Genomic DNA, 15,997 nt, shown 5'->3' on the forward strand with positions numbered 1-15,997 from the left:
CCAATATGAACTGGATCGCCATCGGCTCCATCACCGATATTCCGCCGCGCGGCGCGCGTTGCGTTGCGACACCGCAAGGCAAGGTCGCCGTCTTTCGCACGGCAGACGACAAGGTGTTTGCCATCGACGACCACTGCCCGCACAAGGGCGGGCCGCTCAGCCAGGGCATCGTCCATGGCGCTGCGGTGACCTGTCCGCTGCACAATTGGGTGATCTCGCTGGAGACAGGCAAGGCGCTGGGTGCCGACGAAGGCTCGGTCCGGACGATCCCGGTCAAGGTCGAGGGCGAACGGTTGTTCATCGCGCTCGAAGAGCTGGCCTCGAAAGCGGCCTGAGGCATGCAAGAAGCACGCGAGGTGAGGACCACCTGCCCTTATTGCGGGGTGGGCTGCGGCGTGCTCGCCGGGGTCGCCGCGGACGGTACGACGACCGTCCGCGGCGACCCCGATCATCCGGCCAATTTCGGCCGACTCTGCTCGAAAGGTTCGGCTCTCGGCGAGACGCTCGGCCTCGAAGGCCGTTTGCTAGGGCCGGAAATTCTAGGCAAGCCGGCGACGTGGGACGAAGCGCTCGACCTCGTGGCCGCTAAATTCTCGCAGGCTGTAGCCGAGCACGGCCCGGACTCTGTCGCCTTCTATGTCTCCGGCCAGTTGCTCACCGAGGACTATTACGTCGCCAACAAGCTGATGAAGGGCTTCATCGGCTCGGCCAATATCGACACCAATTCGCGGCTCTGCATGGCCTCGTCCGTCGCCGGCCATCGCCGCGCTTTCGGCGAGGACCTCGTTCCCGGTGTCTATGAGGATTTCGAGTGCGCCGATCTCATCGTGCTCACCGGCTCCAACACCGCATGGTGCCATCCGGTGCTCTATCAGCGCATACTCGCGGCGCGAAAGGAACGCGGAACCAGGATCGTCGTCATCGACCCGCGCCGCACCGCCACGGCCGACGAATGCGACCTGCACCTGGCGCTCGATCCGGGCACGGATGTGCTGCTGTTCAACGGGCTGCTTGCGTATCTCGTCCAGGCCGGAAAAATCGATGCCGGCTTCGTTCGCGAGGCCACGTCCGGCTTCGATGCGGCAGCTTCGCTCGCCGGCGCCGATGCGCCGTCGGTCGCGCGCGTCGCGAAAGGCTGCGGATTGGCGGCAGCCGACGTCCAGGCCTTCTACGATCTCTTCGCCGAGACCGAGCGAACGGTCACCGTCTACAGTCAGGGCGTCAACCAGTCGGCGCATGGGACCGACAAGGTCAATGCCATCATCAACTGCCATCTCGCCACTGGGCGCATCGGCAAGCCCGGCATGGGGCCGTTCTCGGTCACCGGGCAGCCGAACGCCATGGGTGGCCGCGAGGTCGGCGGTCTGGCCAACCAGCTCGCCGCGCATATGGATTTCGCGGATGAGGCTAACATCGATCGTGTGTCCCGCTTCTGGAACGCGCCCGACATAGCGCGCCGCGCCGGTCTGAAGGCCGTGGACATGTTCCAGGCGGTCGCCGACGGCCGCATCAAGGCCTTGTGGGTCATGGGCACCAATCCCGCCGTCTCGATGCCCGACGCTTCGCGCGTGCGCGCTGCGTTGTCCAAATGCGATTTCGTCGCGGTCTCGGATGTGACCCGCACCGACACCACGCGCTATGCCGACGTGCTGCTGCCGGCCGCCGCCTGGGGCGAGAAGGACGGCACCGTCACCAATTCGGAACGGCGCCTCTCGCGCCAGCGGCCGTTCCTGCCGCCGCCCGGCGAGGCGAAAGCCGACTGGCGCATCATCTGCGAGGTCGCGGCGCGCATGGGTTTTGGCAAGGCCTTCGCCTACCAGACGCCGGCCGCGATCTTCCGCGAGCATGCAGCGCTGTCCGCCTTCGAGAACGACGGCAAGCGTCTGTTCGACCTTGGCGGTGTGGCTGATCTCCGCGATGAAGATTATTCCGCCTTCGTGCCGCGCCATTGGCCCGCGTCGGAGCGAGGCGGCCACCAGATGAGATTGTTCGCCGATGGCCGTTTCCCGACACAAGACGGCCGCGCGCGTTTCGTGCCGGTGCGGCAGGAGGCGACGGCCTTCACGGTCGATGCCGACTATCCGCTTGCCCTGAACACCGGCCGGCTGCGCGACCAGTGGCACACCATGACACGGACCGGAAGCGTGCCGGGTTTGATGGCGAACGCGCCGGAGCCCGCGGTCGACCTCCATCCGGCGGACGCGGCCGCGCATCATCTCAAGGATGGCGACCTCGCTCATCTTTCAACCCGCTTCGGCTTCGTTCGCGCCAGGGTGCGCGTGGCCGACGCACAGCGGCGCGGCCAAGCCTTCATGCCCATGCATTGGAGCGGCCAGTTCGCGGCCCGGGCAGCAGCCGGCCTCTTGTCCTCGCCGGTCACCGATCCGCATTCCGGCCAGCCGGAGCTCAAGCATGTTCCGGTGAGAATCGTGCGGGAAGACACTGGATGGGCGGGCGTGCTCATCACGCGGCGCGATCTCAGGCCGACCGGTTTCGTTCACTGGAGCCGGCATGCTGTCGAGGGCGGATGGGTTTACGAGCTCACCGGAACCGAGCCGCCGGACCAGGGCATTCTCCTGGCGCGCAAGCTGCTCGGCGCGCAGCGACGGGATCAGCTCCTGGAATACACCGACCGTCGCGGGCTCGCCTATCGCGCAGCCGCCATCGACGAAGGCGGCGCCATGGCCGAAGCCCTGCTGGTCGCCGCTCCGGACCAGTTGCCCATGCGGGACTGGCTGGTGTCGCTGCTCGCCACGCGCCAGCCGCTCTCGGCTACAGACCGGCACGCGCTTCTGTCCGGTCGCTCGCCAGTGCCCATGCCTGCGATCGGGCGCGTCGTGTGCGCCTGCTTCCATGTCGGCGCCAACCAGCTCGCTTCGGCGGTCGCCTCGGGATGCGACAGCCTCGAAGCGATCGGCTCGACGCTGCGCGCGGGCACCAATTGCGGCTCATGCCGCTCGGAGATCAGGGCGATCATCGACGCCCGCCGTGTGCAGGCCGCCGAGTAATTCATGCGTGTCACCGTCGCCGGCTTCGAAATGTTCCACTTCGACCTTCGCTACACGTCTTCCTTGCTGGTCCCGCATAAGGCTACAGCGCGGTTTTGGCTCAGACGCCCGCGATCGCCAAGAGCCAGGCCAGAATGTCGAGCAACAGAAAGAGCAGCGCGATCTGCAGAGCCACGCGCAGGCGCTGGATGATTCGCCAGTTGGCGGCCATGTCCGCCTTGATGCGAAGAGCAAGGGCGCGGTGCATCGCCGACATCGATGCCGGCCCGTCGCCATCGACATATTGATGCAGCAGTTCTTCCGGATCGAAGCGGAATGAGTATTGGTGATAGGGCCAAAGCATAAAGACGATGAGCCCGCCGATGCTGAACAGCAGGAACACCGCAATCCATTCCCAAAGCCCGAGCCCGTCGGAAAGGGCCGCGCCGCCGAGCAGCGAATTCGCGAATGCTGTGGCGAAGATCAGGCTCCCGGCGCGGGTGCTCATGTTCTCCACCACGGTCTGCTGATGGGTGAGACCTCTCACCGCCTCCTGGTAGATGAACGCAAGACGAGGGTCATCGTCGGCGGGACTGTTTGCAGCAGCACGCGAACGCTCGGCCATAAGGGGTGCCTCTCCGATGCGACAGGGATGAGCCGCTTATTTTGTGCATGTCGTTGCCGCAAAACCGCTGCACACTTTTGCGCGACATGCCTTAGCTCAAATACTACCGATCCTCGATGATCCTCAAATACGCCGCCGTCACGAACAGCACGATGAAACCGAACAGGATGCGGCGGCCGCCTTCGGGCATCTGCAGGATGGTGAGCAGCGTCGTCAGCACCGTCAGGATCAGCGCGCCGACGATGGTGCCGGTGTAGCCGCCGCGGCCGCCGAAGATCGAGGTGCCGCCGATGACGGCCGCCGCCACCGAAGGCAGCACCAGCGGCTCGGCGAGCGACAGCGAGGGCGCCTTGATCAGGCCGATATAGAGCAGGCCGGTGATGCCGGCGAGCAGGCTGGAGAGGACATAGAGCGCGGTGATCACCTGCCAGTAGCGGACGCCTGACAGGCGCGCGGCGCGTTCGTTGTCGCCGACGGCATAGAGCAGGCGGCCGAATCCGGTGCGGTTCAGCATGAAGACGATCAGCACCGCCACCGGCACGAACAGGAAGAGCGCGTTGGGAAAGCCGTAGGTGAGGCCGATGCCCAACCAGTTGAGGAAATCCGGGATTTTCGCGCCGGACGCGATGACGGTGCGCTGGTAGACCTGCAGGAAGCCGGTGCCGATCAGGCTGGTGCCGAGCGTCATGATCAGCGGATGCACCCGAAACACGCCGACGCCGATGCCGTTGACGAAGCCGATCAGCACGGCGGGCAGCATGGCCAGCAGGAAAGCCACCGCGGGATCCTGGTTGACGATTTGCGTCGCCATGATGAAGGCGCTCATCGTCGCCACGGTGCCGACCGAAAGGTCGATGCCGCCGGTCAGCATGGTCATGGTCTGGCAGCCGGCGAGGATCGCCAGCGGGATGGCGAACTTCGCCGTGTTGGCGATCCAGCGCTCGTTGACGATGCCCGGACGCAGGACCTGCAGGATCGCCACGAGGATGATCAAAAGGATGATCAGCGGGATGAGCGGCCGGTCCGCCATGAAGCGCTTCAAGCGGCGCCCGAACGAGACCGGCTGGGGCATGGTCGCGATGTCGGTCATGGCGTTGCTCCTACCGGACGGCCGCGGATGGTGATGAAGGCGCCGAACATCACGACCGCGACCATGATCGCGCCTTCGATGATGGCGGTCACGTTCGGATCGATGGCCAGAAGCGTCAGATCGGTGCGCACCAGCCGCAGCACGAAGACGGCGATGATCGGCCCGAGCAGGCCGCCCTTGCCGCCGCCGAGCGCGACGCCGCCCAGCACGACGGCGGCGACGCTGGCGAGCAGATAAGGCCCGGGAATGGGCGCGCCGATGCCGGTGCTGATGGTGAGAGACAATCCGCCCATCACGGCGAACAGGCCGGAGAGCGCATAGGCGACGATCCTGGTGCGCGCCACCGGCACGCCGCTGCGAAAGGCGGCGAGCTCATCGCTGCCGATGGCATAGATGGAGAGGCCAAGCCGCGAGCGCCTGAGCGGAATCCACACGATGCAGAGGCAGACGACGAGCAGCACCAGGGCTTTCGGGACCCAGGCGTCGGCCCAGTCCGGCAGGCCGGGGATGGGCGCGGTGCCGATGACGCTGGCCTTCAGCCACTCGGCGGCGGCGCCGCCGGGCGCACCAAGCACCAGCAGCGCCGCACCCTGGAGCACGAACAGCATGGCCAAGGTGACGACGATGTCGGGCACCCGCGTGACGACGATAAGCACGCCGTTCAGCGCGCCGAGCACCAGCCCCATGGCCAGCACGAAGGGCACGACGAACAATGCATATTCCTCGCTGGCGCCGTTCATCATGGAGGCGGCGGTCACGCTGGTCAGCGCCATCATGGCGGCGACCGACAGATCGATGCCGCCGGCGATGACGACGACGGTCTGGGCCGCGACGGCAAAGGCGTAAGGCAGAACCGCCCGCGCCAGCGAACCGAAGTCGCCGCTGCCATAGCCCGGCTGGATCAGCTTGGTGACGACGAAGACAAAGATCAGCAGGGCGAACAGGCCTGCCACCCAGCCCTGGTTTCGCAAGAAGCGGCTCATGACGCGGCCTCGGCGCTGGAACCAGGTTTGACCTCGGCAAGGATGCCGACATCCGCCCTGGCGCCGCGCGGCAGGCCGTAGGCGGCCCGCATCAATGCCGCTTCGTCGGCGTCTTCGACCGGGAAAGTGTCGACGACGCGGCCGCCGAAGATGACGATCACGCGGTCGCAGACACGCTGCACCTCTTCCATCTCGGATGTGTAGAACAGCACCGACTTGCCCTGGCCGGCAAGCTCGCGCAGCAGCTTGTAGATCTCCTGCTTGGTGCCGACATCGATGCCGCGCGTCGGGTCGAAGCAAAGGATAGTGCGGGCGTTGGCCGCGATCCAGCGGGCGATGGTCACCTTCTGCTGGTTGCCGCCGGACAGGCGCTGCACTTCGCCCTGGGCGCGGGTGTCGATCTGCAACCTGCCGATGGCGCCGGAAACCACCACCTGCTCGCGGCGCATGCGGATCGGGCCCCATTTGCGCGGCGCCGCGCTGAAGGGCAGCGCGATGTTCTCGCGCACCGAACGCTGCATGGCCAAGGCCTCGGCGCGGTCGCCCGGCACATAGGCGATGCCGGCCTGGATGGCGTCGCTCGGATGCGAGAATTTGACCGGCGCGCCGTCGACGTCGATGCTGCCGCCGGTCGGACGGATCGAGCCGGCAAGCGCGGCGAAGAGCTCGTCCTGGCCCTGACCTTCGAGTGCAAAGACGCCGGCGACCTCGCCATTGGCGAGATCGAAGGAGACGTCGTTGAGCTTGGTGCCTAGCTGCAGGTTGCGGACCGACAATCGCGGACGACCGTCGCCGGCAACCGCCCCTTCATTCGCCGCGCGCGCGGCGACGCGCGTCTTCTCGATGCGGGTGCCGAGCATCATCTCGACTATTCTTTCCTCGATGCCCGGCTCGATGTCGACAACGCCGACGGTTGCGCCATCGCGCAGCACGGTGGCGCGGTCGCAGAGCGCGGAGATCTCGACGAAACGGTGCGAGATGAAGATGACGGAACGGCCGGCGTCGCCCTGGCGGCGCACGACTTCCAGCACTTTCTCAGCGAGGTTCGCCGGTAGCGCCGCGGTCATCTCGTCCAGGAGAAGCACGTCGGGTTCGACGGCGAGCGCGCGCGCCAAGTCGAGCACGCGCAGGATGGCCAAGGGGACATGACGCGCCGTCTCGCGGATATCGAGGTCGGGAATGCCGAGCTCGCGCACCCAGGCGCGGAACGGCTCGACCGGCGTGCCGGTGAGCCGCAGATTGGATAGGACATCGAGGTCGGGGATCAGCGAGGGTTCCTGGTAGACCGGCAGCAGGCCGGCGCGGCGGGCGGCGGCGGGCGTGCGGACATCGAGCTGCTGGCCGCGGATCAGGATGCGGCCGGCGTCTGCCTTGATCGCCCCCGTCAGGATCTTCACCAGCGTCGACTTGCCAGCGCCATTGGCGCCCATCAGCGCGTGCACCTCGCCCGGCAACACGGACAGCGAGGCGTTGCGCAGCGCGGCAACCGCACCATAGTTCTTCGCTACGCCGGTGGCGTCGAGGAGAGGGCTTTGCGGCAACGGGTTTGTTGTCAAATGGTGTGGTTCTCGTTCCAGAAATTAATGCAGGCGGTGGCTGAAGCAACCGACTTCCCCTTTTCCCTTGTGGGAGAAGGTGTGGTCGAAGGCGCGGGGTGTTCCAGCGGCGTGAGACGTTGGCGTTCCCTGGAACACTCCTCATCCGTCTCGGCGCTATGCGCCGATCCGCCTTCTCCCACAAGGGAGAAGGCAGAAAGGCGTCTCGTCTCTTACTCGCCCGGGCCCTTGCAGGCGATGATCTGATCCTTGGTGTAGGTCGTCCAATCCGGGATCGAGATCGAGACAGGCCATTCGGGGCTGAGCGAGGGGTCGACGACGCTCTTCAGCTTGGCCTTGCCTTCGTCGGTGGCGTTTTCCCAAAGCTGCGGCTCGACCAAGACGGTCTGCTGCGCCGGCTTCTTGCCGTCGAGGATCTGGAGCGCCAGCGTCACGCCGGCGCCGCCGATCGAGCCGGGATTGGTGACGGCCGCGCCCACCAGGCCCTTGACCGAGCTCAACTGACCGACGAAGCCGGCATTGTCGGCGCCGACCACAGGCACCATCGGCGCCTGCTGCTCGACCAGCGCGTCGACGATGACGTTGTCGATGCCCGAGGTCCAAATGCCGTTGATCGGGGTGCCGGTGGCGAGGAAGGACAGGATCTGCTGCTTGGCCTGATCCTGCTGCCAGCCGGTGAAGACTTCCTGCGCGACCTTCACGTCGGGGAATTCGGCGAGCGCCTTCTTGAAGCCTTTGTCGCGATCCGAGTCGGCCGAAGCACCGGCGGCGCCGCGCATGTAGAGCACCTCGCCCTTGCCGCCCATCTGCTGGAACAGCCACTTGGCGCCGAGATAGGCATATTGTTCCTGGTTGTTGGAGATGATGTAGGCGGACGGCTCGGTCACCGCCTGGTCGACGGCGACGACGACGATGCCGGCCTTCGTCGCTTCCTCGAGACCGGCCTTGATGCCTGCCGGATCGGCCGGGTTGACGACGATGGCGTCGACCTTGGCGCTGATCAGGTTGCGGATGTCCTCGAGCTGGCCGGCGGCATCGGTGTTGCGATGGGCGATGTTGAGCTTCGCCACCTCGCCGGATGCGAGCGCCTGCGCCTTCATCGCGCAGATCATTTCCTCGCGCCAGCCATTGCCCTGCACGGTGTTGGAAATGCCGATCGTGTACTTGCCGGCGGCGGCCGAGGCGCCCACCGAGGCAAGCAGCGCGGCGCCGGCAAGGAGCGAGGCCACGGTCAGATGTCTTTTCATTTCAGTACTCCTCCACATTGATCTTTTCAGTTCGGTTCCAGGCTCTGATTCAGTCGGAGCCAAGCTTTCGTTATTTGATGAAGGGGCGCAGCACGTCGCGGGCCAGCAGGAAGCCGCGCTTGACCTTTTCGTCCGTCCCTTCGAAGCGCCGGTCCTCGTGCTCGATGATGACCGGCCCGTCATAGCCGGCCCGATACAGGCCCGAAAAAATCCTGCTCCAGTCGATGTCCCCAAGCCCCGGCATGCGCGGCACCTGCCAACCTATGCCAGCCGAAAGGATTCCGCGCTCGTACAAACCATCATGATCAATCATCAGGTCCTTGGCATGCACATGCAGCATGTTTGCGCCGAACTCGCGGATGAAGCGCTCCTTGTCGATCATCTGCCAGACGAGATGCGAGGGATCGAAGTTCATGCCGACATCGCCGCCCCAGGCTTCCAGGATGCGGCGCCAGGCATAAGGCGAGTAGGCGATGTTGTGCCCGCCCGGCCATTCGTCATAGCTGAAGATCATCGGGCAGTTCTCGAAGGCGAGTTTTACACCGTGCTCGCGGGCATGGGCGATGATCGCCGGCCAGACTTTTTGCGCATCCTCCCAGTTGGCATCGATGGTCTTCGAAGCATCGCCGCCGCAGAAGGTGTTGACGAGCGGCACGCCCATGCGGCTGGCAAGCACGATCACCTTCTTCAGATGGTCGATCACCGCTTCGCGATGCGCTTGGTCGGGATGGAGCGGATTGGGATAGAAACCGAGACCTGAGATGGCCAGGCCCTTGCCGGCAAGCTCGGCCGCGATGTCCTTGACCTCAGCGGCCGGGACGTCCACGTCGATATGGCTGGTGCCGGCGTAGCGGCGGCTGGCGCCGGAGGTCTTCGGCCAGCAGGCGATTTCCAGCGCCTCGAAGCCGGCCGAGCACGCCCAGTCGGCGACTTGGCCGAGCGGCGTGTCGGGGAATGGTGCTGTCAGCAGTCCAAGCTTCATGATCCCTCCCGGTTGCTAACTATGCAGATCGCGCCGGCTGCTTCAACCGCGCATCGGTTGGCCCAGCGCAGACCTGTCCGACAAAGCCCATCGGATCGCCCGAAAGCAAACCATCGAGCCCGGCGACGACATGGGCACGGAATTTGGCGTTGGCGGCCAAGGCCGGGTCGAAGATAGCGTCGATGGCGAGGATCGAATCGACGAGCGCTTTGCTGTCGGCACCGATGCGGTCGGCGATGGCGGCAATCTTGTCGGCAAACGGATCGGACACCTGCCAGGCGCGGCCGAAGCGGGAAGAAGCCTTGATCAGATAAGCCATCCAGCCGGCGACCGGCAGCGAGAGGAGCGCAATTCCCTCGCCCTTCGCCAGCCGATCGCGGATCGGGTTGAGCAGGCGCTGCACGATCTTCTGCGAGCCGTCGGTGGCGATCTGGTGGTTGCGATGGTGTATCGCCGTGTTGGTGAGGCGCGACAGACTCTGCTCGACATAGGCGGCCGGCGCGATGCCGGGCACGGGCATCAGCGTCGGCAGTGTTTCCTCGGTGAGCATGCGGCGGACGAAACGGGCCAGAAGCGGGTCGGCAATCGTCTCGAACGTGTGCTCGAAGCCGCCCAGAACGCCGAGATAGCTGAGCGTCGTCTGGGCGCCGTTCAGCACGCGCATCTTGAGGTGTTCGAATGGCGTCACGTCGTCGACGAAGGTCGCGCCGACAAGATCCCAGCGCGGCACGCGGCCGGCGAAGCGGTTCTCGATTACCCATTGGCGGAAGCGCTCGCCGACGACGACGGCGCCGTCGCGGTAGCCGAAGCGCTGCTCGACGGTGTCGATATCGGCCTCGGTCGTCGCCGGCGCGATGCGGTCGACCATGGCCGAGGGGAAGGCGACATTGGCTTCGATCCAGTCCGCCAGCTTGCCGCCGCGCCGTTCGGCGAATTTGCGTACGACGTTGCCGAGGATGACGCCGTTGGTCGGGATGTTGTCACAGGAGAGCAGCGTCACCGGCCTGCCATGCGTGGCCATGCGCAATTCCAGCGCGCGCGCCAGGATGCCGGGCACGCTGCGCGGCGTCTCGGGATTGGCGAGGTCGTGCACGATATCGGGATGGGCGAGGTCGAGCGCGCCGATCGAGGGGATGTGGCAATAGCCTTTCTCGGTCACCGTCATGGTGACCGTCGCGATGTCGGGCGAGGCGAGCACATCCAGCGCCGGCGCCGCGCTGTCCTGGCTGTCGACGACGCGAACGATGCTGCCGATGACGCGCGCCTCGACCTCGTCGTTCTGGCGGATGAGCCGCGTGTAGAGACCGTCCTGGCGCCCCAGCGTGCCGGTCAGCAGGGGAGGGCGGATGTTGATGCCGACCAGTCCCCAGCGGTCGAAATCCTTCGCCAGAAGATCGTCGGTGTATTCGGCCTGATGGCAACGGTGGAAGGCGCCGACGCCGATATGGGCGATGCCCGGCTTCAGCGCGGCGCGGTCGTAAGCCGGCGTGCGGACCTCGGCCGGCAATCGACCGAGCAGGGCAGGGCCGAGGTTCTCGGCGCTCACCGATTGGCTCCGATCACCCATTGCTCCTGGTCGATCAGCGCCCCGGTCATGGGACCTGCCGCGTCGGAAAGCAGGAAGACGGCAAGATTGGCTATGTCGGTCACGGAGAAAAGCCGGCCGAAGGGCTGCGTCGCATTGGCCGCATCGAGCCAGCCCGGACCGTGGCCGAGCGTCTCGGCCTGCATGACTCGTTCGGCCGGCGTGTCGGTCCAGCCAACATTGATGCCGTTGACGCGGATGCGGTCGAAGCGGTGCGTATTGGCGGCGTTCTTGGTCAGCGTTGCCAGCGCGCCCTTGGTGGCGGAATAAACGGCGAGCTCCGGCGAGCCGCAATGCGCGTTGATCGACAGGATGTTGACGATCGAGCCGCCCTGCCCGCGTTTCTTCATATCGGCGATTGCCGCCTGCATCAGGAAGAAAGGCGCGCGGGCGTTGACGGCAAACAGCGATGCCCAATCGTCGAGGCTGGCGTCGATAAAGGAGGCGCGATCGGTCAGGCCGGCGGCGTTGACCAGGCCGTCGATACGACCGAAGTGGTCGATGCAGGCTTGCGCCAGCAGCGCCGGGGCCTCGGGATCGCCGAGATCGGCAGCAGCGAAGGCGGCGGGAGTGCCCATGGCCGAGAGTTCGGCGGTGACAGCATTGCCACGCTTCTGGTCCCGCCCGGTGATCAGCAGTCCGGCGGCGCCGGAGCGAGCAAGCGTCTCAGCGATCGCCCGGCCGATGCCTTGCGTCGCGCCGGTGACCAGCACCACCTTGCCGTCGAGACGAATCTCCATTCCTCCTCCCGGAACAAAGTTTCCATTTTTTCGAATATGGAACGACGGTTCTCTTTAGTCAATCGTGCTAGAGCGGTTCACCGTTTTCTATGGAACCGGTGAACCACTCTATCTCCTTGTCTTTCGCAATTCCGGACGGAAAACTGCTTTCCTGGAATTGCTCTTGTCAGCCTGTCCGCTGCGCGACGACGCCGTGGACCAACGCCATGCCGACCGCGAGCGAGGCGGCAAGCGAGCGGAAACCGCCAAAGTCCTGCTCGACCACTTCAAGCCAGGTGTCGGAGAGTTTTGCCAGCGGCGAAAAGGTGCTGTCGGTGATGGTGAGAATGCGCGCCTTGCGCTCATGCGCGACGGCGACAAGATCGGGCGTGATCGAGTTGTAGGGGCTGAAGGAGACGGCCAGCACCGCGTCGCGCGGCGAGATGCAGCCGACCTGGTCGAGCGCGGTCGAGCCGACATTGTCGACCAGCACGTTGCGCACGCCCTGCTGCGAGAGCGTCAGCGACAGATAGGTGGTGACGGGGAAGGCGCGCTTGCTGCCGATGACATAAATCAGCTCGGCCGCCGCCAGATGATCGATCATCGTCTCGAAAGCCGCGATATCGAAATCATTGCCGATGCGGCCAAGTGAGGTCTGGCAGGCACCGATCATGCCATTGAGAAAATGCAGATTGGCGTTCGGCTCCGCGGCCTTGTCCTGGCCGCCTTGCGTGTCCGGCCAGGAGCCTTTCATGCGGTCCTTGAACAGGAGCTGGAAATCGGAAAAGCCGGAATAGCCGAAGATCTGCGCGAAGCGCACCAGGGTCGAAGGCTGCACGCCGGCCTGGTCCGCCACTTGCGCGATCGTTCCCAACGCCACTTCGCTCGGATGCTGCCAGAGGAAGATCGCCACCTGGCGAAGCCGCTTCGGGAAATGCACGGTTCCCGACGCAAGCACCGCCCGCAATTCCTCGTAGGTTTGCGGCTTCGTGTAGCCAAGTGCTGCCAGCGAACGGCCTTGTTTGCGGGGAGCGCTGTCGCCGGCCTGGCCGGGTGAGGTTCGCACGCCGCTCATGGCATGGGCCAGGTTTGAAGTACCGCGCGGGAAGGTGAAGACCGCCAATTTTCTACGTTGGCGCCGCCGCTTATCCGCCTACCGGCACCATCTCCCCGTATATTGACGGGGAGAAGGGGAGCGGCGGCAGCCTTGGCGCCTTTTCCGCGACACTGGCGATTGGCGAAACCGGTGATGAGAGCGCCCCTTTCTCCATCACCATACGGGGAGAGGATGCCGGCAGGCAGGTGAGGGGCGGCTCCAGCGCCCGGAAAAAGGGCAGCCATCCGACGCTTCATCACCCAGACCCTCCGTCTTTCCTACAAGCCTAGTGCGGCACGATCGTTTTACAAAACAAAATCTGGAAAAACTGTTCGAAACTGGTGGGAAGCCCCGTATAGTCGCGCGCTGCCAACGACAGTTATCCGCGAGGAATCGAAACATGGTCTATGCAACTGCCGACGGAACCTCGCGTCAACGCCTGCGGGTCGGCATGGTCGGAGGCGGCCGCAACGCCTTCATCGGCGCCGTGCACCGGCTGGCGATGCGGCTCGACGACCAGATCGCGCTGGTCGCCGGTGCGCTGTCCTCCGATCCGGAGAACGCAGCCGCCTCCGCCGCGGAGATCGGCATCGCGCCGGAGCGCAGCTATGCCGACTACCGCGCCATGGCGAAGGCCGAAGCGGCTCGGGCCGATGGCATCGAGGCGGTCGTTATCGTCACGCCCAACCATCTGCACGCGCCGATCGCCACGGCGTTCCTCGAGGCCGGCATCGACGTCATTTGCGACAAGCCGCTGTCGACGACGCTTGCCGAGGCGGAGGCGCTGGTGGCGCTGACAAAAGCGAAGCAGCGCCGCTTCGTCATCACGCTCAACAATACCGGCTACGCCATGGTCCGCCAGGCGCGCGAAATGGTGGCGGCGGGCGAGCTCGGCCGGATCGTTTCGGTGCATGGCGCCTACATCCAGGACTGGCTGACCAGGCCGATCGACGCCGAGGGCCAGAAGCAGGCGGAATGGCGCACCGACCCGGCGCGCGCCGGACAGTCGGCGGTGCTCGCCGATATCGGCGTACATGCTTTTAACCTGGCAAGCTTCGTCTCCGGCTTCGAGGCCGAGGCGGTTTCCGCTGACCTCTTCACCGCCGTGCCGGGACGGCGGCTCGACGACAACGCGCATGTGCTGCTGCGCTGGGCGGGCGGGGCGCGCGGCACGATCCTCGCCAGCCAGACCTCGCCCGGCCACTACAACGACCTTTCGGTGCGCATCTATGGCGAGAAGGCCGGGCTCGAATGGTTTGGATCGCGGCCGGAGGAACTGCGCTTCTCGCCCTATGGCGAGGAAACCCGCGCCCTGGTGCGCGGCGGCCATGGCTCGACGGCGGAAGCCCGGCGCGTCTCGCGCATGCCGGCGGCGCATCCGGAAGGCTATATCGAGGCCTTCGCCAATTTCTACCGCGACGCCGCCGAGATTATTCGCGCGCATCGATCGGGCGGTGCGGTTGATGCCGCGCGCGCGGCGCAGGTACCCGATGTCGTCGACGGCGCGCGCGGCGTGAAGTTTGTCGCCGCCGCGGTGGAGTCGAACGCGGCGGGAGGAGCTTGGACGGCGGCGAGGTTTGGATAAACGCTGCGTCTCTTGCGTCCTTGAGACCGATCAATCGGTGTCGCGGCTTGCGGTCGGGCGACCGACCTGCCGGTGCTCGCCGCCGATCAGGTGTGAAAGCCCCTCGAGCGTCAGGCGCCGGAACATGGCGTCTACCTGGGACGGCGACAATTTCGGCTTTCGCTCGAACCACCAGTTCAACGCTGTAAGAAAAGCGCCGACGATAAATTGCACGACGAAGTCGCGCGGGATGGCCTCGCCATGGAGGGTAGGGGGCAATTCCTGCCGCACCATTTCCGACAGGATCAGGCGGATTTCGCTCTCCGTCACGGCGCCGCCCCGCCCGCCGATCATCGTGCGGTAATGGTCGGCATATCGGGCCGCATGCTCGAACATGGCCGTGCTGAAACCTAGCGGATCGTCGTGCGATGCTTCGGCTCCAGCGCGCGTCGCCGACTGCGCCTCCTTGAGCTCCTCCCGAAGCATCTGGAAGCCGCTGCGCAGCAAGTCCTCCTTGCCGGTATAATGCGCATAGAATGTCGAGCGGCCGACATCGGCTTCGTCGATGATGTCCTGCACCGAAAGGGCCTCGTAGCCCTTGCGCAGCATCAGCGCCAGCAGCGCCTCGTGGAGGGCTTTGCGGGTGCGGGCGGCCCTCCGGTCGATTTCCCGAGGCATGGGTTCGCTCCTTTGCTGTCGCACGGATTGGGCGACATTTCCGGGACAGCAGGCTCGGATTGTCCGGTAGCGAACGGTCCACCCGCTTCTTCCGTCGAAAATCCCGAACAAGCTGTCCATTACCCTACGAGCTGTTTCGAAACTACGCCAGCCGCGGTCGCTGTGCCGGTATCGGCCGGACCTTGCGCTGCTGAAGAAAGGACGTGACGAGCATGCACCATATGCGAAGCGAAGCACACACGGGGGCCGCAATCGGCCCTGAGGCCAACAGGGGTATCAGCTTTCCGCGCCTCTACGATCTGCTGGTGTTCATATTAACCCGTGGGCGCGACAAGGCCTATCGCGAGGCCATGCTCGATCTGGCCGGCCTGGCACCGGGCTTCCACTTGCTGGACGTCGGATGCGGCACCGGCACCCAGGCGATTTCGGCCTGGCGCCGCGTGCAGCCCGGCGGATCGGTGGTCGGGGTCGACGTCTCCGAAAAGATGCTTGCCGCCGCGCGCCGCAAGGCGAGCCGGGCGGGCCTCAACATCGCGTTTCACCATGCCGATGCGGCCGAGCTGCCGTTCGAGGAAGGTCGCTTCGATGTCGTCACCTTCACGACCGTACTGCACATGGTGCCGGAGGCAAGGCGCGGTTTTTGTCTGCGCGAGGCCGCGCGCGTTCTGCCCCCCGGCGGCCGGCTGCTGGTGATCGATTACGCCGGACCGGCGGGCGAGCGCAGACACCTGTCGGCAAAGCACGGCCTGCATGGCCAATTCGACCTGCACCGCCTTCGCGAACCGCTGGCGGCAGCCGGGTTCGAGCGCATAGAAGGCGGCCCACTCAACTGGCTGGGCCTGCATTACCTGCGGGGCATCAAATCATGAATACTGCGGTCGTGCT

Annotated in this window: 14 protein-coding genes; 4 read left to right on the forward strand and 10 right to left on the reverse strand. The window is 65.6% G+C overall.

All coding sequences use genetic code 11. The features are described from left to right. Positions 1-5: 5 nt before the first annotated feature. Both nirD and CK219_RS07910 read left to right on the forward strand, forming a co-directional pair. A complete protein-coding gene (nirD, locus tag CK219_RS07905) occupies positions 6-335 on the forward strand; it encodes a nitrite reductase small subunit NirD (protein ID WP_095766687.1) in 330 nt (109 codons plus the stop codon). A 3-nt stretch (positions 336-338) separates the two neighbouring features. Further along, the gene (locus tag CK219_RS07910; protein WP_095766231.1) at positions 339-3,008 is read left to right on the forward strand and encodes a nitrate reductase; all 2,670 of its coding nucleotides are present in this window, start codon (positions 339-341) and stop codon (positions 3,006-3,008) included. Between the two features lie 100 nt (positions 3,009-3,108). Here CK219_RS07910 and CK219_RS07915 read toward each other — a convergent pair whose 3' ends face one another. The 9 genes from CK219_RS07915 to CK219_RS07955 all read right to left on the reverse strand — a co-directional run bounded on the left by CK219_RS07915 (position 3,109) and on the right by CK219_RS07955 (position 12,849). After that, positions 3,109-3,612 (reverse strand): hypothetical protein, encoded by a 504-nt coding sequence (locus CK219_RS07915; protein WP_176476966.1) that lies wholly within the window; start codon positions 3,610-3,612, stop codon positions 3,109-3,111. A gap of 103 nt (positions 3,613-3,715) precedes the next feature. Then, the gene (locus CK219_RS07920; protein ID WP_095766232.1) at positions 3,716-4,702 is read right to left on the reverse strand and encodes an ABC transporter permease; all 987 of its coding nucleotides are present in this window, start codon (positions 4,700-4,702) and stop codon (positions 3,716-3,718) included. After that, positions 4,699-5,685 carry an ABC transporter permease gene (locus CK219_RS07925; RefSeq protein WP_095766233.1) on the reverse strand — a complete coding sequence of 329 codons (987 nt, stop codon included), beginning with the start codon at positions 5,683-5,685 and terminating at the stop codon, positions 4,699-4,701. The genes CK219_RS07920 and CK219_RS07925 overlap by 4 nt, the downstream gene beginning before the upstream one ends. Then, positions 5,682-7,226, reverse strand: coding sequence for a sugar ABC transporter ATP-binding protein (locus CK219_RS07930; protein ID WP_095766234.1), 1,545 nt, complete (start codon positions 7,224-7,226; stop codon positions 5,682-5,684). The genes CK219_RS07925 and CK219_RS07930 overlap by 4 nt, the downstream gene beginning before the upstream one ends. Positions 7,227-7,453: 227 nt before the next feature. Next, positions 7,454-8,488 (reverse strand): ABC transporter substrate-binding protein, encoded by a 1,035-nt coding sequence (locus CK219_RS07935; protein WP_095766235.1) that lies wholly within the window; start codon positions 8,486-8,488, stop codon positions 7,454-7,456. 70 nt (positions 8,489-8,558) lie between these two features. After that, positions 8,559-9,470: a sugar phosphate isomerase/epimerase gene (locus CK219_RS07940; protein WP_095766236.1), complete on the reverse strand. Its 912-nt coding sequence runs from the start codon at positions 9,468-9,470 to the stop codon at positions 8,559-8,561. 19 nt (positions 9,471-9,489) lie between these two features. Beyond that, positions 9,490-11,037: a mannitol dehydrogenase family protein gene (locus CK219_RS07945; protein WP_095766237.1), complete on the reverse strand. Its 1,548-nt coding sequence runs from the start codon at positions 11,035-11,037 to the stop codon at positions 9,490-9,492. Beyond that, positions 11,013-11,795, reverse strand: a complete 783-nt coding sequence (locus CK219_RS07950) for an SDR family oxidoreductase (RefSeq protein WP_095766238.1) — start codon at positions 11,793-11,795, stop codon at positions 11,013-11,015. Before CK219_RS07950 ends, CK219_RS07945 begins: the two co-directional genes overlap by 25 nt. A 166-nt stretch (positions 11,796-11,961) precedes the next feature. Further along, positions 11,962-12,849 carry a MurR/RpiR family transcriptional regulator gene (locus tag CK219_RS07955; RefSeq protein WP_095766239.1) on the reverse strand — a complete coding sequence of 296 codons (888 nt, stop codon included), beginning with the start codon at positions 12,847-12,849 and terminating at the stop codon, positions 11,962-11,964. 421 nt (positions 12,850-13,270) lie between these two features. On the opposite strand from CK219_RS07955, the gene CK219_RS07965 reads away from it, so the two are divergent. Beyond that, entirely contained in the window at positions 13,271-14,455 is a 1,185-nt protein-coding gene (locus CK219_RS07965; protein WP_095766240.1) for a Gfo/Idh/MocA family oxidoreductase, read from the forward strand. Between the two features lie 30 nt (positions 14,456-14,485). On the opposite strand, the gene CK219_RS07970 is transcribed toward CK219_RS07965, so the two are convergent. Beyond that, positions 14,486-15,112, reverse strand: coding sequence for a TetR/AcrR family transcriptional regulator (locus CK219_RS07970; protein ID WP_095766241.1), 627 nt, complete (start codon positions 15,110-15,112; stop codon positions 14,486-14,488). 212 nt (positions 15,113-15,324) lie between these two features. Here CK219_RS07970 and CK219_RS07975 point away from each other — a divergent pair, with 212 nt between their 5' ends. Beyond that, positions 15,325-15,981: a methyltransferase domain-containing protein gene (locus CK219_RS07975; RefSeq protein WP_095766242.1), complete on the forward strand. Its 657-nt coding sequence runs from the start codon at positions 15,325-15,327 to the stop codon at positions 15,979-15,981. Positions 15,982-15,997: the final 16 nt, after the last annotated feature.

It is taken from the genome of Mesorhizobium sp. WSM4313 (assembly GCF_002294725.1).
Taxonomy (GTDB): domain Bacteria; phylum Pseudomonadota; class Alphaproteobacteria; order Rhizobiales; family Rhizobiaceae; genus Mesorhizobium.